General features: G+C 42.1%; 21 protein-coding genes and 1 pseudogene. 8 read left to right on the forward strand and 14 right to left on the reverse strand.

All coding sequences use genetic code 11. From position 1 onward, the window contains the following. Positions 1 to 4: 4 nt before the first annotated feature. Positions 5 to 2,869 (reverse strand): isoleucine--tRNA ligase, encoded by a 2,865-nt coding sequence (gene ileS, locus UH38_RS11585; protein WP_045054797.1) that lies wholly within the window; start codon positions 2,867 to 2,869, stop codon positions 5 to 7. Positions 2,870 to 3,186: 317 nt separating this feature from the next. Here ileS and UH38_RS28160 point away from each other — a divergent pair. From UH38_RS28160 to UH38_RS11595, 3 genes and pseudogenes are all read left to right on the forward strand, one after another. After that, positions 3,187 to 3,720, forward strand: a pseudogene (locus UH38_RS28160) (Shedu anti-phage system protein SduA domain-containing protein); the annotation flags it as partial. A gap of 141 nt (positions 3,721 to 3,861) precedes the next feature. Further along, positions 3,862 to 4,038, forward strand: coding sequence for a DUF6888 family protein (locus UH38_RS28165; RefSeq protein ID WP_407640448.1), 177 nt, complete (start codon positions 3,862 to 3,864; stop codon positions 4,036 to 4,038). After that, positions 4,038 to 4,235, forward strand: a complete 198-nt coding sequence (locus UH38_RS11595; protein WP_045054799.1) for a DUF6887 family protein — start codon at positions 4,038 to 4,040, stop codon at positions 4,233 to 4,235. Before UH38_RS28165 ends, UH38_RS11595 begins: the two co-directional genes overlap by 1 nt. 116 nt (positions 4,236 to 4,351) lie before the next feature. On the opposite strand, the gene UH38_RS11600 is transcribed toward UH38_RS11595, so the two are convergent. Continuing rightward, positions 4,352 to 4,687 (reverse strand): XisI protein, encoded by a 336-nt coding sequence (locus UH38_RS11600; RefSeq protein WP_045054800.1) that lies wholly within the window; start codon positions 4,685 to 4,687, stop codon positions 4,352 to 4,354. Positions 4,688 to 4,773: 86 nt separating this feature from the next. After that, positions 4,774 to 5,406 carry a type I restriction enzyme HsdR N-terminal domain-containing protein gene (locus UH38_RS11605; RefSeq protein WP_235355207.1) on the reverse strand — a complete coding sequence of 211 codons (633 nt, stop codon included), beginning with the start codon at positions 5,404 to 5,406 and terminating at the stop codon, positions 4,774 to 4,776. A gap of 103 nt (positions 5,407 to 5,509) precedes the next feature. On the opposite strand from UH38_RS11605, the gene UH38_RS11610 reads away from it, so the two are divergent. Continuing rightward, positions 5,510 to 6,355, forward strand: a complete 846-nt coding sequence (locus tag UH38_RS11610) for a DMT family transporter (RefSeq protein ID WP_045054801.1) — start codon at positions 5,510 to 5,512, stop codon at positions 6,353 to 6,355. A gap of 222 nt (positions 6,356 to 6,577) precedes the next feature. Here UH38_RS11610 and UH38_RS11615 read toward each other — a convergent pair whose 3' ends face one another. Next, on the reverse strand, positions 6,578 to 6,904 hold the full coding sequence (locus UH38_RS11615; RefSeq protein WP_052672356.1) for a winged helix-turn-helix transcriptional regulator: 327 nt from the start codon (positions 6,902 to 6,904) through the stop codon (positions 6,578 to 6,580). 117 nt (positions 6,905 to 7,021) lie between these two features. Between UH38_RS11615 and UH38_RS11620 the strand changes: the two genes are divergently transcribed. Continuing rightward, on the forward strand, positions 7,022 to 7,468 hold the full coding sequence (locus tag UH38_RS11620; protein ID WP_045054803.1) for a hypothetical protein: 447 nt from the start codon (positions 7,022 to 7,024) through the stop codon (positions 7,466 to 7,468). Positions 7,469 to 7,712: 244 nt separating this feature from the next. On the opposite strand, the gene UH38_RS11625 is transcribed toward UH38_RS11620, so the two are convergent. Together UH38_RS11625 and UH38_RS11630 are read right to left on the reverse strand one after the other, a co-directional pair. Then, entirely contained in the window at positions 7,713 to 8,609 is an 897-nt protein-coding gene (locus tag UH38_RS11625; RefSeq protein WP_045054804.1) for a methylated-DNA--[protein]-cysteine S-methyltransferase, read from the reverse strand. 221 nt (positions 8,610 to 8,830) lie between these two features. After that, entirely contained in the window at positions 8,831 to 9,634 is an 804-nt protein-coding gene (locus UH38_RS11630; protein WP_045054805.1) for a Ycf66 family protein, read from the reverse strand. A 315-nt stretch (positions 9,635 to 9,949) separates the two neighbouring features. Here UH38_RS11630 and gndA point away from each other — a divergent pair, with 315 nt between their 5' ends. After that, positions 9,950 to 11,446 carry an NADP-dependent phosphogluconate dehydrogenase gene (gndA, locus tag UH38_RS11635; RefSeq protein ID WP_045054806.1) on the forward strand — a complete coding sequence of 499 codons (1,497 nt, stop codon included), beginning with the start codon at positions 9,950 to 9,952 and terminating at the stop codon, positions 11,444 to 11,446. A 122-nt stretch (positions 11,447 to 11,568) separates the two neighbouring features. Here gndA and UH38_RS11640 read toward each other — a convergent pair whose 3' ends face one another. Together UH38_RS11640 and UH38_RS11645 are read right to left on the reverse strand one after the other, a co-directional pair. Continuing rightward, entirely contained in the window at positions 11,569 to 12,696 is a 1,128-nt protein-coding gene (locus UH38_RS11640) for a 5-(carboxyamino)imidazole ribonucleotide synthase (RefSeq protein WP_235355208.1), read from the reverse strand. Continuing rightward, on the reverse strand, positions 12,687 to 13,178 hold the full coding sequence (locus tag UH38_RS11645) for a pentapeptide repeat-containing protein (protein WP_045054807.1): 492 nt from the start codon (positions 13,176 to 13,178) through the stop codon (positions 12,687 to 12,689). The genes UH38_RS11640 and UH38_RS11645 overlap by 10 nt, the downstream gene beginning before the upstream one ends. A 111-nt stretch (positions 13,179 to 13,289) precedes the next feature. Between UH38_RS11645 and UH38_RS11650 the strand changes: the two genes are divergently transcribed. Continuing rightward, positions 13,290 to 13,637: a phage holin family protein gene (locus tag UH38_RS11650; RefSeq protein ID WP_045054808.1), complete on the forward strand. Its 348-nt coding sequence runs from the start codon at positions 13,290 to 13,292 to the stop codon at positions 13,635 to 13,637. Positions 13,638 to 13,666: 29 nt separating this feature from the next. Here UH38_RS11650 and UH38_RS11655 read toward each other — a convergent pair whose 3' ends face one another. The 6 genes from UH38_RS11655 to UH38_RS11680 form a co-directional block, all read right to left on the reverse strand. After that, on the reverse strand, positions 13,667 to 13,993 hold the full coding sequence (locus UH38_RS11655) for a type II toxin-antitoxin system RelE/ParE family toxin (RefSeq protein WP_045054809.1): 327 nt from the start codon (positions 13,991 to 13,993) through the stop codon (positions 13,667 to 13,669). Between the two features lie 5 nt (positions 13,994 to 13,998). Next, the gene (locus UH38_RS11660) at positions 13,999 to 14,262 is read right to left on the reverse strand and encodes a type II toxin-antitoxin system ParD family antitoxin (RefSeq protein ID WP_045054810.1); all 264 of its coding nucleotides are present in this window, start codon (positions 14,260 to 14,262) and stop codon (positions 13,999 to 14,001) included. 84 nt (positions 14,263 to 14,346) lie between these two features. After that, the gene (gene cobJ / locus UH38_RS11665) at positions 14,347 to 16,140 is read right to left on the reverse strand and encodes a precorrin-3B C(17)-methyltransferase (protein ID WP_052672357.1); all 1,794 of its coding nucleotides are present in this window, start codon (positions 16,138 to 16,140) and stop codon (positions 14,347 to 14,349) included. Positions 16,141 to 16,307: 167 nt separating this feature from the next. Then, positions 16,308 to 17,873, reverse strand: a complete 1,566-nt coding sequence (locus UH38_RS11670; RefSeq protein ID WP_045054811.1) for an NAD(P)H-quinone oxidoreductase subunit N — start codon at positions 17,871 to 17,873, stop codon at positions 16,308 to 16,310. 188 nt (positions 17,874 to 18,061) lie between these two features. Beyond that, positions 18,062 to 18,376, reverse strand: coding sequence for a DMT family transporter (locus tag UH38_RS11675; RefSeq protein WP_045054812.1), 315 nt, complete (start codon positions 18,374 to 18,376; stop codon positions 18,062 to 18,064). A gap of 45 nt (positions 18,377 to 18,421) precedes the next feature. Continuing rightward, positions 18,422 to 19,609: a type III PLP-dependent enzyme gene (locus UH38_RS11680; RefSeq protein WP_045054813.1), complete on the reverse strand. Its 1,188-nt coding sequence runs from the start codon at positions 19,607 to 19,609 to the stop codon at positions 18,422 to 18,424. A 329-nt stretch (positions 19,610 to 19,938) separates the two neighbouring features. Here UH38_RS11680 and UH38_RS11685 point away from each other — a divergent pair, with 329 nt between their 5' ends. Continuing rightward, entirely contained in the window at positions 19,939 to 21,213 is a 1,275-nt protein-coding gene (locus tag UH38_RS11685; protein WP_045054814.1) for a M16 family metallopeptidase, read from the forward strand. The last annotated feature ends 4 nt before the right edge of the window (positions 21,214 to 21,217 follow it).

The raw sequence follows: 21,217 nt of genomic DNA on the forward strand, positions 1-21,217 counted from the left end.
CAGGCTAAAATGTTCCGGCTAAAGCAGAGATACAGCGATCGCATAACATTGGATGCTCTTGCGATTTACCCACGTAAGTTGAGTAATTCCAACAGCGATCGCATTTTTCCCCTGCTGCTAAAGTAGCCCAAATTTTCCATTCTCCAGCGTCATAAAAAGTTGAGTAGGATGTAAACGCTGGTGGTTCTGGTTGCGACAGCAGATCAACATGAGATGTCAATAATAAATACCGTAGCTCATCAACTCCGCTACTTTCTTTATTGTGAGTCAATTTAGATAATTGGTGACGGAGCTTTTCATCAGCGATATATAGTACAACGTCAGCTTCTAGAGAAGAACCAATTTCTTTTGCTATTCGCGCGGATTCGAGAAGTTTGTTGACATCAGTACGAATCTTCCTTACCTGCTGCCAAAATTCTACTAATTCTGGTTTGTACCATTTTTCGTCTAACTGCACCCAACCAGCCTCGAATACCGATTTAGCAGGTGTGGGGTAGGGCATATACTGCCAAATATCTTCAGCAGTATGACAAAGTACAGGTGCGATCGCTTTTGCCAAGTTTTCTAAGGCGACACTCAATACTGTCTGACAGCTACGCCGACGAAAAGAGTTGGCTGCACTGATATACAAGCGATCTTTAGCAATATCCAAGTAGAAATTGGATAAATCTACTACACAGAAGTTTTGCACAGTTTGGAAGAAGCGGAAAAACGCATAGCGATCGAAAGCTTGAGTTACTTCGGTAAATACTTCAGTTATCCGATGCAGCATATAGCGATCGAGTTCGGGCAATTGTTCGTAGGGTACTGCATCTTTACTAGGATCGAAATCATGTAAGTTTCCGAGTAAAAACCGCGCCGTATTGCGAATTTTATTTCTTACATCCCCCATTTGCTTGAGGATATTTTTACTGATTGCCACATCTGATGAATAATCAACCGAAGACACCCACAACCGCAACACATCTGCGCCGTAGGGTGGTTCTTCCTGTTGATTTTTGCCACCTGCAATCACAACATTAGGATCGATGACATTACCCAAAGATTTACTCTGCTTGCGTCCTTGTTCGTCTAAGGTAAAACCGTGAGTTAAAACTGTTTTATAAGGCGATATACCATTAGTAGCAACGCTAGTTAATAAACTAGATTGGAACCAGCCGCGATGTTGATCCGATCCTTCCAAATAAATATCAGCAGGATATTGTAATTCTGGTCTTTGTTTGGCTACTGCTGCCCAAGATGAGCCAGAATCGAACCAGACATCCATTGTATCAGTCCCTTTGCGATAAGATCCAGCGCGGTATTTTTCTGGTAACAACTCTGCTACTGACATTTCCCACCAAGCATCGGAACCTTTCTCGGCGAAGATATTTTGTACGTAGGCGATCGTTTCTTCATTCATCAACGGTTCGCCCGTCTCCTCATCATAGAAAACTGGAATCGGTACGCCCCAACTGCGCTGACGAGAAATGCACCAATCCGCCCGTTCTGACACCATAGCAGTGATGCGATTTTCGCCTTGAGGGGGGAACCATTGCACAGATGCGATCGCTTCTAGTGCTGCTTCTCTAAAGCCTGAAACCGATGCAAACCACTGTTCTGTAGCTCTAAAAATAGTTGGTTTTTTCGTGCGCCAATCATAAGGATATTTATGGGCGTAAGGTTCCATTTTCAACAATGAACCAGCATCAGTTAAAGCATCAATTACAGCTTGATTACCATCTCCCAAAACATTCAACCCTACAAATTGCCCAGCTTCCTGGGTAAAGTTGCCATTTTCATCTACAGGTGCGAATATCGGCAAACCGTAGCGCTGACCGACGATATAATCTTCTTGTCCGTGTCCTGGTGCAGTATGTACCAATCCCGTACCGGATTCTGTAGTTACGTAGTCGCCACCAATGACAATTTTGCTTTCGCGGTCAAATAAGGGATGTTTGTAAGTAGAGTGTTCTAATTCTTTCCCTTTTACCGTTGCTTTAACAGTTAGTTGAGTTTGGAGTTTTTCTGCCAAGCGATCGACTAAATCTGCTGCTACTATCAAGTATTTAGCTGAAGAATCTACTTCTACTACAGCGTAAGTAAGGCTAGGATTGACGCTTACAGCTAAGTTAGCAGGAATAGTCCAAGGCGTAGTCGTCCAGATAGCAACCTTCAATTGCGGCAAGTAAGATTCTAAGGCTGGCTTTACCGCATCAGCAAGGCTAGTCATGGGAAAAGCTGCATAGATACTCGATGAAGTATGACCTTCTGGGTATTCTAATTCAGCTTCAGCTAGGGCAGTTTTAGAACTAGGACTCCAATGTACGGGTTTGAAACCGCGATAAATATAGCCTTTTAACACCATTTGCCCAAAGACAGCGATTTGCGCTGCTTCGTAGTCTGGTGTCATCGTCAAATAAGGATGCTCCCAATCACCCCAAACGCCGTAACGCTGGAAGCTTTCGCTTTGTTCTTTGACTGTAGTTAAGGCAAAATCTCTAGCTTTGTGGCGCAAGTCTATAGGAGTTAAGTTTTGCCTTTCGCTTTTGCTCATGTTCTGCAAAACTTTGAGTTCAATTGGCAAACCGTGACAATCCCAACCAGGGACGTAGCGGGCTTTTTTGCCTCGTAGTAGCTGATAGCGGTTGATGATATCTTTAAGGATTTTATTTAAAGCATGACCGATATGCAGCGCACCATTAGCATAAGGCGGTCCATCGTGCAGAATAAACTTTTCGCCAGGATTATTTTGCGACAGGCGATCGTAAATTTGATTGTCTGCCCAAAATTGCTGAATCTCCGGTTCGCGCTTAATCGCGTTCGCCCGCATATCAAACTTCGTCTTAGGCAGATTAACAGTATCTTTGTAACGACCTTGTTCTGTCACGAGTTCAATCCCGAAATACTATTTAAACTATTATCAGTTACAAACAGCCTTGGCTTCAACTCAAGTAGGGTTATTTGGTTGGAAGGTGATCGCGCTTTGATACTTAGAGTTACCTTATTGAACTGCGGTCCTACTTTTGATAGTTCTCAGTAGCATGGTTAATTTTGCTTCTCTACACAAGTCCAATTTGCATTAATACATTTGTACTGTTATAATTCAGTGCATCACTTGAACTCAAGATTGTGAGGCGGATCGTGTTTGTTAACGCTAATAAAGGTGATTTTCCTCCTGAAGAATATAGAGTTGACCCTCACAATGTGACGGGAGATGATATTGAAAAACTTATTACACTGATTCGCAAAAATGCTGGTGAAACTGAAATCGACTTGCTTCTAAAAAATAGGCTTCCCTTACTATCATTAACTTCTAGTTTCTTCAGCACAGGTCATCATAGAAGTTGGATTATTCCACAAGCCAGGATTAAGCCGAGCGGTTTTACTAATGGTCCAGGGCTAAGACCAGATTATCTGTTTGCTGGTGAGAACTCAGATGGGGTAACTTGGTGGGTTGTGGATTTAAAATCACCCAAAGATACCTTATATAAAGAAAATGGTGATGGTCGGATTGTAGAAACGGACAAATTGCGAAATGCAATCAGTCAGGTCGATGATTACATTACATACTGCACAAAACACCAAGGCTCTATCAGAAACACTTTGGAATTAACATCATTCTCCTCTCCGTACGGAATCATAATTATGGGGAGAGAAGCAGAATTAAAAAGAGATCTAAGAAAACAAGAGCGGAAAGCACAGTTTAATAGAAGGACTCACACTATTCAAATAAGAACATTCGACGCGTTTGTTAGAGAAGTTGAGTTTCATTCAAAATGTTCGTACAAATTGCCTTTTCTAACAAAGCTTTATAAGTCTCTTTTTGTTATTGATGAACTTACTCACCATGACAGGTGGTTTATAGATGAGGATTTGCAAATACCAACATCAGCACAGCTTCATGGATTGTATCGAATAAGTTGTCAACTAACATACATGATGGTTCAACCCATTCACTTAATTTGCATCAATAATCAAACTCAAAATTTGTATATTTTGGCAGGACAGAGTGAGGATATTGAATTTCAAATTACTCCAACTGGTGAGGTGCTTTGATGAATCAAGTGAACTATGCAGCTATGTCAGATTCAGAATTAAGACAGTATTTTCTTAAACATCGACAAGATTCGGCTGCCCTTCAAACGTATTTGGAACGCCGTTGGAAAAGACCAGTTCAAGTTATCACAACAGTAGACGACCCTGAATTTGATATCAAAATTCAAGCAGCTATATGTAAAAAGATAAGTAAATAACAGAGTCAATAGAACAGCCTAACAAGTCACTACATCAGAACAGAGCATGGGCTGTCTATTAGTTATAAATATTACAATAATCCTTCTGCAAGTGCGATCTCTCGGTTGAAAATATGTTAGCTAATAGCGTACTCAGTAAATTGGCGTTTAAAGGGGGAATGAAAGCCAATAACAATATCGCTTTTAGGTACTCCCATTTCTACAAGCTCTTGGGCAATATCATTCTCTGTACCGTTATGCTGTAGCCAGATTTTCCCATCCTTAATATCTAAGTGCAAAATACAGCCATAAACTCGCCTGTCACCTTGCCAACCAACATGAACTATCTGATAATGGTCTCTGGTGGTGTCGAAAATGAGTTCGGTTTCAACTTGGCGATCGCCACGACCAAAAGCAGCATATTCTTCCAGTAGTTTCTGGATATTTTCGCGGTATTGCTCTAGTTTAGCCATCACTCGATAACCTCCTGTTGTGGTTTTTAGCTAATAATGCTGCGATCGCCTATATTTTTGAGTTTCTCAATCGTGCTGTGCGATCGCTAACTATTTCCAGCTACTTCTTTTCCTAACCTTTTTAGCACCTGCAATACTGTATAAAGCTCATTATTCGGATTCACTAGCGAAAATAGCCTGGAGGTAGCGTATTCAGCCGTAGGTTGACGAGTACCTTTCAAAAACAAAAACTCATTGCCATTTGTAATCATGCCAAAGGTTGGTTGCGCTATATCTGCATTACCTAACATATAAGCCAGAGCTTGAGGAATTGCCCGCGTTACTGCAAAATCACTCCGCTTTGACTCAATTACCAACAGCCAGAGACGGTTTTTTAGCACTAATACATCAATGCGTCCCCGTATAATTATCCCCTCATCCTCCATTTCTACATCCACACTGGTTTCCGTCTCAATCCGAAATGGCTTACGATAAAAACCAGCCAAATCCAACAATGGAGCAAGCACTACCATCTTGACGCTGTTTTCCAGCATCGGTGGGTCTTCCATCAATTCCCCAAAATTAGCTTTAAGCCGATCTAATAGATTTTGCTCTGTTTGACTCAAATTAGCATCAGTCTCAAGCCATTCTGGGAAAAATGTTTGATCTTGAGCCTGTTGTAGCCCAAATAGCTGTTTGAGTTGGCGCAGTGTAATTTCAGTAGCGGGAATTGTTTGCATTATTAAATTCACTGATGGATGCAATTGAGTTTGTGTTTTGCCGATCGCTAACTTTTTCACTCAAGATGAATGTATCCCAACTCTAAGGCAAAATTTATTTCCAATGACCGCAATCTCTAAAGCATCTCACAATCGAGGCATCCTGCTAATACTGCTAACAGTCTTAATTTGGGGAACTTCTTTTTCAGTGCTTAAGTATTTCTTACGCTACTTTCCACCTGCGGTCATTGTTGCTACTCGCTTTGCTATTGCTGCTGTTCCCTTTGTTGGCTGGCTGCGCCAACTTAATCTGCGCTTGCTAGGAGCAGGCGTACTGCTAGGATGTTTGTGTTTTATGGCTACTAGCCTTACTGTATTGGGGCTAGAAACTATTTCTGCTAACCGTTCTGCTTTTATTCTTAGCCTCAATGCTATTTTAGTACCGCTTTTAGGCATTTTCTTATGTCAACAGTTACCAGCCAAGATTTTAGTAGCGGCGGGATTAGCGATTTCTGGGATTGGTTTATTATCTTGGGAAGGTGGCGGGCTAAGTTGGGGAGATGCTTTAACCTTCATGGCTGCACTTAGCTTTGCTATCTACATTTTGACTTTGGCAAAACTGACACCACGCTACCCTACCTTACCCCTAGTTGCAGTTCAACTTTGGATAATGGCGCTAATCGGTATTATTTGGGCAATGCCGCATTTTGCTGTTTATGTTCGCGATATTACTGCTGGCTTTGGTACTTTTCTTTATTTGGGTTTAATTGTAACTGCAACTCCAGTTTGGACTCAGACAATGGCTGGGCGTTGGGTTCCTGCCCATGAAGTTGCTTTACTTTATACTTTAGAACCAGTCTTTGCTACGTTTTTCTCGTTTTTGTTTTTAGGAGAACAGCTTGGAGTGCGGGGAATAATTGGTGCAGCATTAGTTGTAACTGCTACAGTTGTAAGTCAAAGCGATCGCTAAACAATAATATAGTCAGAGAATTTAAAGAGCGATTGCTTTATCTAGTCGAAAAGTGCGAAACGAAAAAATAGACTTACTGCGGTTCATTGGATTATCGATGATAATTTTTGCTCATGTAGTGCGATCGCGCTGCTCTTGTAAGGTGCTGTTTCCATTGATTGGTGAAGTGTTAAGCTTCTTAGTTAATTGTGGGGATTGCCTCAAAAAGCGATCGGTGAATATTTAGTTGTTTGTCTCGTCACCATACCAGCGTGAAGCAAGATTACAGAGTTCATAAAGCGGCTTAGATAACTCCTTACCGCGTTCGGTCAATTCGTAGGAAACTTGTGGTGGAATCGTTGATTCGTAGCTACGAGAGACAATTCCTATTTCTTCTAGCATTCGCAACCGTTGTGTCAAGACTTTTGGTGAAATGCCATCAACCTTGCGTTTTAATTCACCAAACCGCATGGCTCCATTAGTATCCAAGATCCACAAAATATACATTGTCCACTGCCCTGAAATTTGGTTAAGCAGCTTTTCAAGGGAAGCGCATTGCGATTCTGGCATAGATATTGCTAGTTTCTCAGAGGTCATTGAGTAACCAAAAGGTAACTACTTTACTTTAGTAACTAACGCAGTTAATGTCTACATAGATTTTCAAAAGATGCATTGGTAGGAGCAAACATGAGAGGACAAATCTGGTACATTGCTTTGTTGATAGGACTAATGTGTATCATTCGGTTTAGTTTAAGTGCTTTTGGATATGCCAACCCGCATTGGTTTATGGAGGAAATTGGAATTTCATTGTCTTCCAATCCCCAAATGCCTTATGCAATTCGAGCTTGGGCAATTAGAGATATGATTATTTCCGTACTTGTTGCATTAGCCGATAAAACGACTGTGAAAATGCTCTTGGCTGGCTGTGTAGCAATTGATTCTACAGATATTGTTTCTGCATATTTGAGTGGCGTAGCAGGGTTATTTGGCACGGAAGACGGTTGGTTGTTGAAACTGACCTCAACTGCCGTTGCAGCCTTACTATTAGAACTGGGAGCATTAATATTGCTTTCTATTCGTAGGCAAGAGGGATTTGAAAACAAGTCAGCAGAAAGTTCTGCAACTACTCGGTAAGCAAAGCCTGACAATCGCGTTGCAGCAGAAAGTACCAGTCTTCCACGTTAACTCGCAAAGTTAGTAAAGTGCGATCGCATCACTCTTGAAGGGTGCGTTGACTTGCAACGCACCCTTCAATTTACTAAAGTATTTATTAGCCTGTACTGTACCTGTAATATTTATGTTTATTCAAGTACAGTTTGTGCAAAATGTTTTGATGCCGAAAGTTCTCAATAAGACTATACAGAAAAATATAAAAACTTTATTTACAGGCTAAATTGTTCGGTAGGTTTCTCGATTCCTTTGCTAGATTTTGCGTGCGACTTGCTTCCCAACCGAGTAAAACTGTTTTGCGCTCCAATCCCCAGCGAAAACCGCCCATTTCGCCAGATTCTCGAATCACGCGATGGCAAGGAATTAAGTAACCTACAGGATTACTACTCAAGGCATTACCGATCGCTCTAGCCGCAGTTGGACGACCCATTGCTATTGCTAAACTCTGGTAAGTTGCCATACTTGCAAACGGAATACTTAGCAGCGCCCGCCAAACTTGAATTTGAAAGTTAGTTCCTTTGACACAAACAACTAAAGGCTGGGTGTTTGTTGCAATAGGCTGGAAAATGCGATCGCCAATTACTTCCACAGCTTGTTTATCCTGTACGATGTCTGCATTTAACCACTCAAAACGCAATAGATTTTCAGCAGAGTCTTTGCTAGTTGGATCTAAAAAATGAAGATTGCAAATGCCGCGAGTCGTCCAAGCGATTAGACATTCTCCAAAAGGCGTTGCATAAATTCCATACCAAACCTGCAATCCTTTACCCCCTGCTTTAAATTCTCCAGGCGACATAGCTTCAAGTTTTACAAACAGATCGTGCAAACGTCCAGGACTTGATAAGCCAATGTCATTAGTTAGATCCAACAAGCTTTTTGTTTCGGCAATTTTTGCTTTAGCATACTCTACTGTAAGATATTGCCAAAAACGCTTAGGACTAATGCCCGCCCATTGTGTAAATAAGCGTTGAAAGTGGTATTCGCTGAGGTGTACGTGCTGGGCTACAGTTGCTAAATCGGGCTGATGCAGGTGATTTTCACGCATGAAAGCGATCGCTCTTGCCATGCATTCATAGGTTCGATTAATTTCAGTAGAGGAGTTCATGTTGCTAGTCTAGGTACGCATACAATCCATGCATTCCTCAATTTATCGACACATGAGGTTTAATACCACCCATTTCTTGCTACAGAGAGCGATTTGACAAAAAGTAACGCTATGCGATCGCATAACCTGTATGATTTTCAATAAAAATTCTCCCAATTGGCTCAAAAAATATATCGCGGCATTTACTGATGGAAATGCCGCGTAATTAATATATATCCTTACTAACTAGGTGAAGGATTTTCTGGGACTTCTGTTTCTGGGGGTGATGCTGGTAGATGCTTTTCCTCTGCATCTTTGAGCGCTGCTTCAACAATTTCTGGGTCGGGTGGATGAGGGTGAATTGGTTGCGCGGGAACTGGCGGCGCTGGTTCAGTTAAAGTATTTTCTACAACTTGGAGTATTACTTCCTCTTTCGCTAAAGGTGACTCGGCGACTGGAGAATCTACTGTTGGACTTGGGGTTGATGTGGGTGGAGTAACTTCTACCTCTTTTGCCTGTATTAGTGTTGGGCTAGGGGTTTCAATCGATTGAGATTCAGTTATGGGGGTGCGATTGTCGATTACTTCAACTTTTGGGCTGGCTGGTGGTTTAGTAGTGGTAACAGATGCAGGTTTAGGAGTAGTGGGTTTACTAAAAGTTTGTTGAATTTTGGTTGTTACTCCATTTATTGCCTTACTTACTCCCACTAGCACGCTAGGAACTGTTTTTTCTACTTGTGCTTGTACTGTATTTGTAACTGCTTCTGCACTAGGTACTTCTGTTTGCTGCTGTGCTGGTGTAACTTGACGGCGCAGTTGTAAAGTTTGAGTAATAGACCAACCCAGTAAAGCTACACCCGCTACTTGACCTAGTAGTAATCCGCCTGTAATGCGCCCCGCACATACCCAAAGAACTAGAGCATAAAATAGTCCCACCCCACTCCAGATAAAATCATTTTTGCGGTGTACTTCTGGGAAAAAGAAGGCAGCCATGTAAAGGGCAAAGCTACCAAGACCGACCGCCAACGCCAGAACGTATGCCAGCATTATTGTAGATTCTCCTTAACTTACGTCTTTGGACTAGATATCTTAATTTTGCAAGCAAATTGTCGATCGCGAACCAAATTAAAACAATCTAGGTGCTTACAACTATAAAGCAGAAGGCAGAAACGATTTTCTAACTTTAGTTAAGGGTTAAGACTACAGTTATCTGTAACTATTTTAATCGTTGTCAGCTTTTAAAGTTGCGATCGCCTGACTTTTAATTTCTTTTTTCACCGCCAAACTCAAAGTTCAAGCTACCCTGTATAAGTAATCGACCCTTCCTAAACACGTAGTACACAAGTTACCTGTAATAATCCTATGGCAGAGCAAAGTTTTGGTGTGATTGGTCTTGCGGTAATGGGTGAGAACTTAGCGCTAAATGTCGAGCGCAATGGTTTTCCCATCGCCGTTTACAATCGTACCCCAGAAAAGACTGATGCCTTTATGCACACGCGGGCGCAGGGAAAAAATGTCAAAGCTGCTTATACGATTGAGGATTTTGTTAAGTCTCTAGAACGCCCGCGCAAAATTCTGATCATGGTTAAAGCAGGTGCGCCTGTAGATGGTGTAATTGACCAACTTAAACCTTTGCTTGATGAAGGTGACATTATTATCGACGGTGGCAATTCGCTCTTCGATGATACTGCCCGCCGTACTCGCGAACTAGAACCGATGGGTTTTAGATTTATTGGGATGGGTGTTAGTGGCGGTGAAGAAGGCGCTTTAAACGGTCCTAGCATGATGCCAGGAGGCACGAAAAGCTCTTACGAGTATCTAGAGCCAATTTTGACGAAAATAGCCGCTCAAGTAGATGACGGTCCTTGCGTAACTTACGTTGGTCCTGGCGGTGCTGGGCATTACGTGAAAATGGTACACAATGGCATTGAGTACGGCGATATGCAGTTAATCGCTGAGGCTTACGACTTATTGAAAAATACTTTAGGTCTTAATCACCAGCAATTGCATGAAATTTTTGCCGAGTGGAATACTACTGACGAACTCAATTCGTTTTTAATTGAGATTACAGCAGATATTTTCCGGTACATTGACCCCGATACCAATCAGCCTTTAGTCGATATGATTCTCGATGCTGCTGGACAAAAAGGTACGGGACGTTGGACAGTACAAAGCGCTTTAGAACTAGGCGTATGTATCCCGACGATGACAGCCGCCGTCAATGCTCGGATCATGTCTTCCTACAAAAAAGAGCGGGTAGCAGCTTCGCAAATTCTCACAGGTCCTACAGGTAAGTATGAGGGAGACGCGAAAGCGTTTATCGATGCTATTCGCGATGCTCTCTACTGCTCCAAAATCTGTTCCTATGCTCAAGGGATGGCGTTGTTAAGTACAGCTTCAAAGCAATATTCCTACAATCTCAATTTGAGTGAAATGGCGCGGATTTGGAAAGGTGGCTGTATTATTCGGGCTGGTTTTTTGGGCAAAATTCAAAGTGCTTTTATTGAAAATCCAGCGCTAGCTAATCTGCTCCTCGCTCCCGAATTCAAGCAGAGTATTTTAGATAGACAATCAGGTTGGCGGGAAGTGCTAGCATCGGCGGCAAAATTGGGTATTCCCGTACCTGCTTTTAGCGCGTCTTTAGACTATTTTGACAGCTATCGGCGCGATCGCTTACCCCAAAATCTCACGCAGGCGCAGCGCGACTATTTCGGCGCTCATACTTACGAGCGAATTGACAAAGAAGGTTTCTTCCATACCGAATGGACGCAGATTTCCGAAGAATCTGTGCAAACCTCTACGCCGGAACCAATGCAAGCAGAACAACCCACAACACCACCAACCTCTACCAAGGTGTAGGGTTTTCCGATTGTAGAGACGTTGCACTGCAACGTCTCTACATATTTGGCGGCAACATTCGTTATCGGCAAATTGTTGTATGGGTTGGATTTTATAGACGTTGCAGTGCAAAGTCCCTACTATTATGCGTACCAAATTGATTCTATTTTCTGCGCTACTTTATTTGCTTGGGCATAATCTGCCACATCTAATAAAACTGTAACGTGACCTAACTTTCTGCCGGGGCGCGATCGCTTTTTTCCATACCAATATACGTGCGCTTGCGGTAGTTGGGCTAATTGCTGCCTCTTGACAAGATAATTATTTTCTGCATCTTCGTAGCCTAATAAATTTACCATCACAGCCGTAGGGCAACGCAAATCGGAGCTACCTAAAGATAAATTGCTAACAGCGCGAAGATGTTGCTCGAATTGCGAAGTTTCGCAAGCATCTAAGGTAAAATGCCCAGAATTATGAGTGCGCGGGGCAATTTCATTTACTAATATGCGATCGTCGCTAGTTAAAAATAACTCTATGCCAAATATGCCTACAGCTTGCAGGTTATTGAGCAAAGTACGAGCAACTGCTTCTACTTTTGCAGCAACTTGAGGTGTAACATCAGCAGGAGCGATAACCCGCCGACATACTTGTTTCTCCTGCTGAGTTTCTACGACTGGGTATGTATTTATCTCACCACTAGGCGAACGAGCAGCAATTATTGCTAATTCCTTGACAAACGGTACAAATTCCTCAACTAGAAAGGATGTTTGTTTTCCAGCAAAGCTAGCTAACGTCTGTTGCAAACTAGCAGCACCTTGAATAATAAACGTACCTTGCCCATCGTAACCGTGACGACGAGATTTCAATACTAAGGGAAATTGAGGAGATAAAGAAATATCTTCTAAAGTGGAAAACTTAGGTACAGGTAAGCCTATCTGCTGCAAATAACAACGTTGGTGGTATTTATCCAATAGGGGAGACAATACCTCAAGCCTGGGACGAAAGCATACACCAGATGCAGCTATTGGTGCTAAAGCATCTAGATTAACAAACTCATTTTCAAACGTAATGACATCGCAGCGTGTCGCCAACGTAGCTGTAGCTGTTGCATCATCTACAGGAGCATAAATCACCTCTGAGGCAATTTCTACCGCCGGATCGTTCGCATTTGGCGTTTGAATAACTAATTCTACACCTAACTTCTCGGCTGCACCTGCCATCATCCAGGCAAGTTGTCCCCCACCTATTACACCAACGCGCTTTATCGACATCCTAAAGAGTAACGAGTTTCAACACCAGTTTTTGAGTTTACACCACTTGCTTTAGCACATAACTCTTTAATCTGCGCTCGATCTAAAATTGCATCGCTAAAATCGGCATTGGCAATATTTACATCCTCAAAAATCGCTCTCAATAACAGCGCTTCAGTCAAAACAGCATCGCTAAGATCGGCTTTTGTCAAGTTTACTTGATCGACCATTGCGTTGCTTAAATCTGCACCATGCAAATTTGCGCCAGTCATTACCGAAGCGCTAAACACTGCGCCCTGTAAATTAGCATTAGCAAAATTAGCTAGTTCCATATTGGCATTAGAAAATTCTGCCGCGCGGAGAGTTTGCCCAGAAAAATCCCGCCCTTTTAATTCTGCATTGCTAAAAGACAAAGGCGGTGCATAGTCGGCTGCCTGTGCTGGCAATACTCCGCAAAATAGAACTAACATCAAAATAAACGCTGTAAGTTGCCGCCAAAACATATAAAAATCTAAATTATTAGGGTGGAATGCTGCTAATAAGCTTACCTTAATTACGATCTTGGCTGGACTTGAGCGGCTAACAACATTTTGAGGGGAAGGGAAAACGAACCGATGCCAGAATTTTTGCTTACTTGGTTAATTGCGGCGGCGGCTTTGATGATTACGTCTTATCTAGTTCCAGGCTTGTTCGTGGCTAATATTGTTAGCGCTGCGATCGCATCGGTTGTTCTAGGGCTGATAAACGCTATTATTAAACCAATATTGGTAGTATTGACTCTACCGCTGACTTTACTTACTTTTGGCTTATTTTTATTTGTAATTAATGCCTTAGTGATTTGGCTTGCAGGTATAATTACTCCTGGTTTTGTCGTCGGCGGATTTGGTTCGGCTTTAATAGGTTCAATTGTTTTAACTCTAATTACTAGCGGGCTAACTATGTTAGTTGGTAAGAGACAGTAAATTAGCTAATTTGCGATCGCACCAATGTATTACTCATCTTCTACCACGTCATCCAACATAGTTGGGATATCCCTTGCACCGTGAATAACTCGCAAAATTTCAATTTCTGAAGCAGCAAAGCGGTAGAAGATGAGATAATTTTTGAAACCTTTAATAGGCTGCTGTCTGATATTAGCCAGTTGGGGATGGGAAAATTGACAGGTTTTTCCTATTTCTGGCATTTTCCCTATTTTGTTGAAGGTTGCCTCTGCTGCGACTAGAAAGCGATCGGATACATTTAAGTTATCTGCGGCAAGATAAGTTGCTATTTCTAGTAAATCTCGGATAACTTGGGGTCTTTTTTTGACCTCGCTCATTGATTCTAAATCGATCCTTGCCGCTTGGCTACTTCTTTACGTACAGCTTGTCTAATATCTTGCCAATCCTCGTCTGTGATTGGAGTTGCAGTCCCAGACTGCAAGCCTTCTAATAATAAAGATTCTAGACGCTCATTATCTTTACGTTTTTGGTCAGTACGTACCAATTCACGAAAATATTCGCTGGCAGTGCTGTAACCCCCACTGGCTACTTGTTCCTCTACGTAAGTTCGCATTGACTCAGGTAAAGAAATATTCATACTTTTCATAGGTATTACTCGGTTTAATATCGTACTTTATTATGGCAAAAAATGGCAGATTTTGCCAAAGGTAAAATTGTCTGGCGCTTGAACTTAGTCGGAATCGCCAAAGCCTAAATAACCTCTTGGGGTAATCATCCAATTATGATGAGTGCGGGTGCTTTGATTGCCAATTAATACTGTAGTTAACATATCTACTGGGGTATCGAGCAATTTATCTAGGGTAGTAAGGATAATTTGCTCGTTGTCGCGGTAAGCAGAACGCACGATCGCAACTGGTGTATTAGGATTGCGGTATTTTAAGAAAATGGCGCAAGCTGTAGCGAATTGTTGGGTGCGAGTTTGCGACTTGGGATTATACAAAGCGGTAATAAAATCTGCCTGTGCTGCGGCTGTTAACCGCTTCTCAATCGCTTCCCAAGGCGTAAGTAAATCGCTAAGACTAATTGCACAAAAATCATGCATTAAGGGCGTACCAACACGCGCGGCGGCGGCTTGCAAGGCGGTAATTCCTGGAAATACTTGGATGCTAGGCGTTTTACCATCCCAACCAGTTGCTTGCAATTGTTCCATTACTAACCCCGCCATGCCATAAATACCGCTATCGCCTGAAGATACGACAGCTACAGTTAAGCCCCAATTGGCAAGTTCTATTGCTCGTTCGGCGCGTTGACGTTCTTGGGTAATTGGTAGTGCTTCGATAATTTGCTGCGGTTGCAACAATGGTTTAATTAAATCGATATATAACTCATAACCAATTACGACATCAGCAGAAGATATAGCATTTTGCGCTGCTGGGGTAATTTGGTCTAATTTTCCTGGTCCCGTACCAACTAAAAATAACTTACCATTGCGATTAGTATATTCTCGTTCTGCTTGAGCGATCGCAACTGTCACTGCACCTTGAGATTTATATATCTGTTTGGTAACTACTAAACTATCAACTTGCGCCGCACTCATAGCCGCAGCTTCAGCGACGCTAGGCGTTCCTACTTCTGCTGCAACAACTGGAGAAGGATTAGGTACGGATATAGAATTTAAAACCTTGGCTGTAAACGTGCGTAGAGGTAAGTTGCGCTCTTGGCATAGTTCAATCAAGCCTACTTCATCAGCTTTAATATCTATAGTAGCTATACCTGCGATCGCATTTTCCGCCAAGTTATTAGCTAAACATACCTGAGTAATAGCCTGAGTAATAGTTTCCTTGGGCGTTCCTCGTTCGCAACCAATACCTACCCACAAGACTCTAGGATGCCAACATACTTGCAGTGTATCGTCGCCCCTTGGAGTGCGGTGAGTAATCCAAACTTTAGCTTGAGGCGACGCGGAAGTTGCAAATTTAAATACTTGTTGCCATAAAGTAGAACCAGATTCTTGAATTACTTCTACAGCATCTTGCCTTGCTACTATCGCACTTACTTTAGTCCAATCGCCCACACCTTTTTGCCAACCAAAAGGAACACCCAATATATCTACCGCTGGCAAACCTAAACTAGAAGAAGCACCTGTTAATACTGGTGTTGCGCCTAATAATTGAGCAACTAACAATGTTAGTTTATCCGCTCCGCCTGTATGCCCGCTGCATAAACTAACAACAAATTTCCCTGCCTCATCGACAACTACCACCGCCGGATCGGTTGATTTATGCTGTAACAAAGGAGCAATTAGCCGCACTACAGCCCCCGCAGCCAGACAAAATACTATTGCTTCCTGGGTATCCCACAAAGCTGCTACATGAGCCTTTAAAGACTCGCCATAGCCTTGTGCTGAGTCATTAGCAATTGACTGTGGCATCCACAGACTTGCGCCCATAGATTGACACAAAGGCTGTAAAGTTTTAGCAGCAGAGGGAGTAGTTGCGATCGCAGCTAGCGACTGAAAATCCATTAAAATACCTGTGAGAATTCATTTACGAGCAATAAGAGCGCTTTCAATTTTCATCTGCGTTTATCCGCGTGTATCTGCGTTCGTACTCAACATCTTGCCAGCAGTATATTTAACAAACAAAAGGCGCACGCAAAGGTACGCCCTAATTCTAATTGTTTTTTCGTTTATCACTCTGCGGCTTTAACTACTGATAAAGGTGTAGCATCAGCTTTAAGAGTAGCAGCGATCGCAGGTTGCAAGATCGCAGTGCGAGCAACGGAATTATTTGCCAAACTAAACAGAGGATTAGATAGAATCCCAGCTAGCGAAGTAGCAATCAAAGTCAAGATTAAACAGACTTGAATTGGGCGCATTCCTGGCAATTTCCAGTTAATTGCGGGATAATTTTTGACTGCATCTGACATTTCTTGGGGTTCTTTGACTACCATCATTCTAACTACACGGATGTAGTAGTAAATTGAAACTACAGTAGTTACAAGTCCTAGCAATACTAAGCCGTATTCCCCAGCTTGCCAACCAGCCCAAAATAGGTAAATTTTCCCAAAAAAGCCAGCTAGAGGCGGAATTCCCCCTAGAGATAGCAAGCAAATACTCAAGCACAAAGTTAAGAGCGGATCTTTTTGGTATAAACCAGAGTATTCGCTAATTTGATCTGTTCCCGTACGTAAAGAGAACAAAATTACACAAGCAAAACCACCCAAATTCATAAATAGGTAGATTGCTAGGTAAAATATCATGCTGGAATAGCCTGCTTCTGTACCTGCAATCAAGCCAATCATGACAAATCCAGCTTGAGCAATAGAAGAATAAGCAAGCATCCGCTTCATGCTAGTTTGGGCAAGAGCAACTACATTACCCAGAATCATACTGAGAATAGCAAGAGCGGTAAAAACAAACTGCCACTCGCCTGTAATCAATGGGAATGCTGTAGTTAATAGCCGAATTGCTAGGGCAAAACCTGCTGCTTTAGAACCTACAGACAAAAAGGCGATAACTGGCGTTGGTGCGCCTTCATAAACGTCTGGTGTCCATTGGTGGAAAGGTGCGGCAGAAATTTTAAAACCAATCCCAGCAATGACAAATACTAACGCAATAACTAACCCAAAAGATTGAGCGCCGTTGATATTAGGAATATTAGCAGCGATCGCTCCTAGCCGAGTTTCGCCTCCAGAAAGCCCGTACAGTAAGGAAACTCCGTAGAGAAATACTGCGGTACTAGAAGCGCCAATTAGCAGGTATTTTAATGCTGCTTCATTTGAGCGAGGATCGCGCTTGGTATAGCCTGTCATCAAGTAAGATGAAATACTTAGGGTTTCTAGTGAGATAAATATCATCACTAATTCGTTTGCTCCAGATAGGAACATTCCCCCTAATGTGGCACTAAGCATAATGCCAATAAATTCTGCCAAAGCCGTACCCGATTGCTCTACATAACGAATTGACATCAATATCGTTACAGCAGTAGATAGAGCAATAATCCCGCGAAAGACAACACTTAAATCGTCTCCGTTGAAACCACCTAGAAAAGAAATTGGATTTGGATTATCCCATTGAAAGTACAAGGCGATAATAGCGCTCAAAAGTCCGCCAATCGCGAAGTAGGGAATCCAGCGCGAGGCACTGCGCCCGCCAATTAAGTCACCAACTAAAACAACCAAAAGGGTAGTAATAACTATACCTTCGGGCAAAATTGTCCCAGCATTTAACTGGGCTGCAAGCGTGGCAAAATCCATACTTTGTATAGGTTGCCGTTATTAGGCATTAAAAACTGTCCGTGTTCATTGTATTGTCTCTTATTGAGGTTAATGGGTAAAGGTTAAAGAGAAAAGGAAAATTTTATAAGTTCAAAAGTATTTATTTATACACAATTTTATTTATTGAAGGCGCAAGTTATCAGTTTTTTTGCTGTGCAAACTTGCTGCTAGTTTTTGAGATGTAACAGGATCATGCCTGCAACCAGCAAACTTACACCACAATATTTTGACATTGAGGAAGCTTCTTGAAATAAGAAGGTACTAAAAAAGAAGGCTAAAACTGACTCTAGTCCTAAAACTACCAGATAAGTAACGCCTAGATCGGACTGTCGCATCGCTAAAGCCTGCAAGCTTGCTCCGACTGCAAAACATATATATACAAGTAAACTAGGTACTAATTCAGTCAAGCCAGCAGATAGTTTCATATAAATACCACCTACAGTAAAGGCAACTGCTGCAATTAAGACTAATAATGAATACATAAATTTCTCCTAGTTGTTGCTACTAAAAATTGCTTTAACTAACGATTAGATGTAATAAGCCTTCAAGGGAGGAAAGCCATTAAAACCTACAGAAGATGTGGCATTACTATAAGCACCAGCACTTAAAATCTCAATTTTATCTCCAACTTTGAGATTAACTGGCAATTGGTAATTAGCTCGTTCGTATAAAATATCAGCACTATCACAAGTAGGTCCAGCTAAGATAATTGGTGCTATTTCTGTACCATCATGAGGTGTGCGAATCCGATATTTTATACATTCGCCCAATGTTTCCGATAAACCATTATATATGCCAGCGTCAAGAAAAACCCAACGCTTATTGTCTGTATAAGATTTTTGGGAAATTAATACTATCTCGCATTGAATTATACCTGCATCTGCAACTAGCGATCGCCCAGGTTCTAACATCATTTCTGGTATGTCATCGCCAAAGTAGCGATGCATAGCATTAGTAATAGTATTTATATAAGTTTCAATTTTTGCTGTTTCGGCTCTGTATTTGCCAGGAAAACCGCCTCCTAAGTTCACCATTTGCAATTTAATTCCTGCTTGTTTGAGGGCAGAGAATAGCTTTGCTGTTGTGCAAATAGCTTTATCCCATTGAGTAGGATCGGTTTGCTGAGAACCAACGTGAAACGATACGCCCCAAGGCTCTAATCCCAGTTTACGGCTGTGTAAGAGTAGATCGTAAGCCATATCAACGTCGCAACCAAATTTTCTGGATAAGGGCCATTCTGCACCCTCATTATTCATTAATATGCGACAATATACTTTTGCCCCTGGCGCGTGGGCGGCAATTTTTTCTAACTCACCTAAACTATCAAAAGCAAATAGCCTTATTCCTAACTGGTAAGCGCTAGCAATGTCCTTTTCTTTTTTAAGAGTGCTGCCATAAGAAATACGTTCTGGAGCAATACCAGCGGCAATACATTGATGAATTTCAAAGATACTAGCCGTATCAAAATTTGCTCCTAATCCAGCTAATAAGCTCAGAACTTCTGGTGCTGGATTCGCTTTCATTGCATAATAAATTCGTGCTTGTGGCATCAAGCGACGCAAGGTTAAATAATTGAGTGCGATCGCATCTAAATCTACAACTAAGAATGGAGTTTCAGGGCTTTTGTCAATCAAAAAACGTTGAACTTTTGCGCTGACAAGATTGCTTTTGGTCCACTGGCAATTTGGTTTAAGTGTTGTTACTGATTGACTCACAAACTCACCACAACTAATAGTGTTTTATATTTGTACGCAAGAATAAATATACTGTAATATTCACCTTAGAGCGCCAGTGAATGTACTTAATAAATTTAGAATTAATTAATAAGTTGGTTGGAATTTGGACAGTATTTTTACAGTTGACGTAATTACTCTCTATCTACAAGAGTATTCAATTAGATACATAAATAGATAGTCAATTAGTTATTTTGTTGATGAGTTTTGCCAAATTGATTGCAGTTGCAGGCGATCGCAGTTTTATCAGATGCCGCATGAAGCGATCGCGTAGTCGCTAAGATAAAGAGGTACTGGCGTTTGTAGCACTGATGACTTCAATTCTCGTAAATACACCTCGTCTAAATGCCCCCACACTGCACCAGCTACCAAATGGTTTGACGATAGTAGCCGAGCAAATGCCAGTAGAGGCGGTGAACCTAAGTTTGTGGGTAAATGTTGGCTCGGCGATTGAAACTGATGCCATTAATGGGATGGCGCACTTCCTCGAACACATGGTATTTAAGGGAACCCAGCGCATTGCTAGCGGCGAATTTGAGCGGCGAATTGAGGAGTGCGGCGCTGTAACTAACGCCGCAACTAGCCAAGACTATACTCATTACTACATCACAACAGCCCCTAAAGATTTTGCGAAACTCGCACCGTTGCAAGTTGATGTAGTGCTAAATTCGCTAATTCCAGATGATGCCTTTGAAAGAGAGCGATTGGTAGTGTTAGAAGAAATCCGCCGCTCCGACGATAACCCCCGCCGTCGAACATTCCAAAGAGCAATGGAGACAGCGTTCGCGCAATTACCGTATCGCCGCCCAGTATTAGGACCATTTGAGACGATCGCCCAGCTAAAACCGCAACAAATGCGCGATTTTCACTCTACATGGTATCAACCGCGTTCTATAAGTGCGGTGGCTGTAGGCAATTTACCAGTAGAAGAGTTAATTAATACTATTGCCGATAGTTTTACCCAAAGCGATCGCCCTCAGCCACCAGCAAGCAATACTTACGCGCAAGAACCTGCTTTTACAGAAATTGTCCGCCACGAATTTGAGGATGATAGCCTGCAACAAGCAAGGCTAGTTATGGTTTGGCGCGTTCCTGGCTTGAGCAATTTGGAGCAAACATACGCTCTAGATGTATTAGCCGCAGTATTGGGAGCAGGTAGAACTTCCAGGCTGGTGCGAGATTTAAGGGAAGAAAAAGGCTTAGTTTCTACTATTTCTGTCAGTAATATGACGCAACGCTTGCAGGGAACATTTTATATTTCCGCGACTTGCCCAACAGAAAATTTAGCCCAAGTAGAAACAGCGATCGCTCAACATATCCGCGCTATCCAAACTCAAGGAGTACAAGAGGCAGAAATAAACCGCATCCGCACCCAAGTAGCAAATCGGTTTATTTTTGCCAATGAAACACCGAGCGATCGCGCTGGTTTATACGGCTATTATCAATCTATGGTAGGTAGCTTGGAGCCAGCATTTGAGTATCCAGCTAGAATTCAAGCGCTGGATGCTGCTGATGTTTGCAGCGCTGCTCAACAATACCTCTCGGCTGATGCTTATGGTGTAGTTGTGCTTAAGCCTACTGCATAAGGAT

The sequence above is a fragment of the Aliterella atlantica CENA595 genome (genome assembly GCF_000952155.1).
In the GTDB taxonomy this organism is placed as follows: Bacteria; Cyanobacteriota; Cyanobacteriia; order Cyanobacteriales; family Chroococcidiopsidaceae; genus Aliterella; species Aliterella atlantica.

Bases quoted from the DNA above. Each gene is read 5' to 3' on its own strand.
- UH38_RS11645 (WP_045054807.1), bottom strand. From the start codon at position 13,178: ATGTTTTGGCGGCAACTTACAGCGTTTATTTTGATGTTAGTTCTATTT.
- UH38_RS11615 (WP_052672356.1), bottom strand. From the start codon at position 6,904: ATGCCAGAATCGCAATGCGCTTCCCTTGAAAAGCTGCTTAACCAAATT.
- UH38_RS11685 (WP_045054814.1), top strand. From the start codon at position 19,939: ATGACTTCAATTCTCGTAAATACACCTCGTCTAAATGCCCCCACACTG.
- gndA (WP_045054806.1), top strand. From the start codon at position 9,950: ATGGCAGAGCAAAGTTTTGGTGTGATTGGTCTTGCGGTAATGGGTGAG.
- UH38_RS11610 (WP_045054801.1), top strand. From the start codon at position 5,510: ATGACCGCAATCTCTAAAGCATCTCACAATCGAGGCATCCTGCTAATA.
- UH38_RS11670 (WP_045054811.1), bottom strand. From the start codon at position 17,873: ATGGATTTTGCCACGCTTGCAGCCCAGTTAAATGCTGGGACAATTTTG.
- UH38_RS11640 (WP_235355208.1), bottom strand. From the start codon at position 12,696: ATGTCGATAAAGCGCGTTGGTGTAATAGGTGGGGGACAACTTGCCTGG.
- UH38_RS11625 (WP_045054804.1), bottom strand. From the start codon at position 8,609: ATGAACTCCTCTACTGAAATTAATCGAACCTATGAATGCATGGCAAGA.
- UH38_RS11675 (WP_045054812.1), bottom strand. From the start codon at position 18,376: ATGTATTCATTATTAGTCTTAATTGCAGCAGTTGCCTTTACTGTAGGT.
- UH38_RS11660 (WP_045054810.1), bottom strand. From the start codon at position 14,262: ATGAAAAGTATGAATATTTCTTTACCTGAGTCAATGCGAACTTACGTA.
- UH38_RS11600 (WP_045054800.1), bottom strand. From the start codon at position 4,687: ATGGCTAAACTAGAGCAATACCGCGAAAATATCCAGAAACTACTGGAA.
- UH38_RS11595 (WP_045054799.1), top strand. From the start codon at position 4,038: ATGAATCAAGTGAACTATGCAGCTATGTCAGATTCAGAATTAAGACAG.
- UH38_RS11650 (WP_045054808.1), top strand. From the start codon at position 13,290: ATGCCAGAATTTTTGCTTACTTGGTTAATTGCGGCGGCGGCTTTGATG.
- UH38_RS11620 (WP_045054803.1), top strand. From the start codon at position 7,022: ATGAGAGGACAAATCTGGTACATTGCTTTGTTGATAGGACTAATGTGT.
- UH38_RS11655 (WP_045054809.1), bottom strand. From the start codon at position 13,993: ATGAGCGAGGTCAAAAAAAGACCCCAAGTTATCCGAGATTTACTAGAA.
- cobJ (WP_052672357.1), bottom strand. From the start codon at position 16,140: ATGGATTTTCAGTCGCTAGCTGCGATCGCAACTACTCCCTCTGCTGCT.
- UH38_RS11630 (WP_045054805.1), bottom strand. From the start codon at position 9,634: ATGCTGGCATACGTTCTGGCGTTGGCGGTCGGTCTTGGTAGCTTTGCC.
- UH38_RS11605 (WP_235355207.1), bottom strand. From the start codon at position 5,406: ATGCAAACAATTCCCGCTACTGAAATTACACTGCGCCAACTCAAACAG.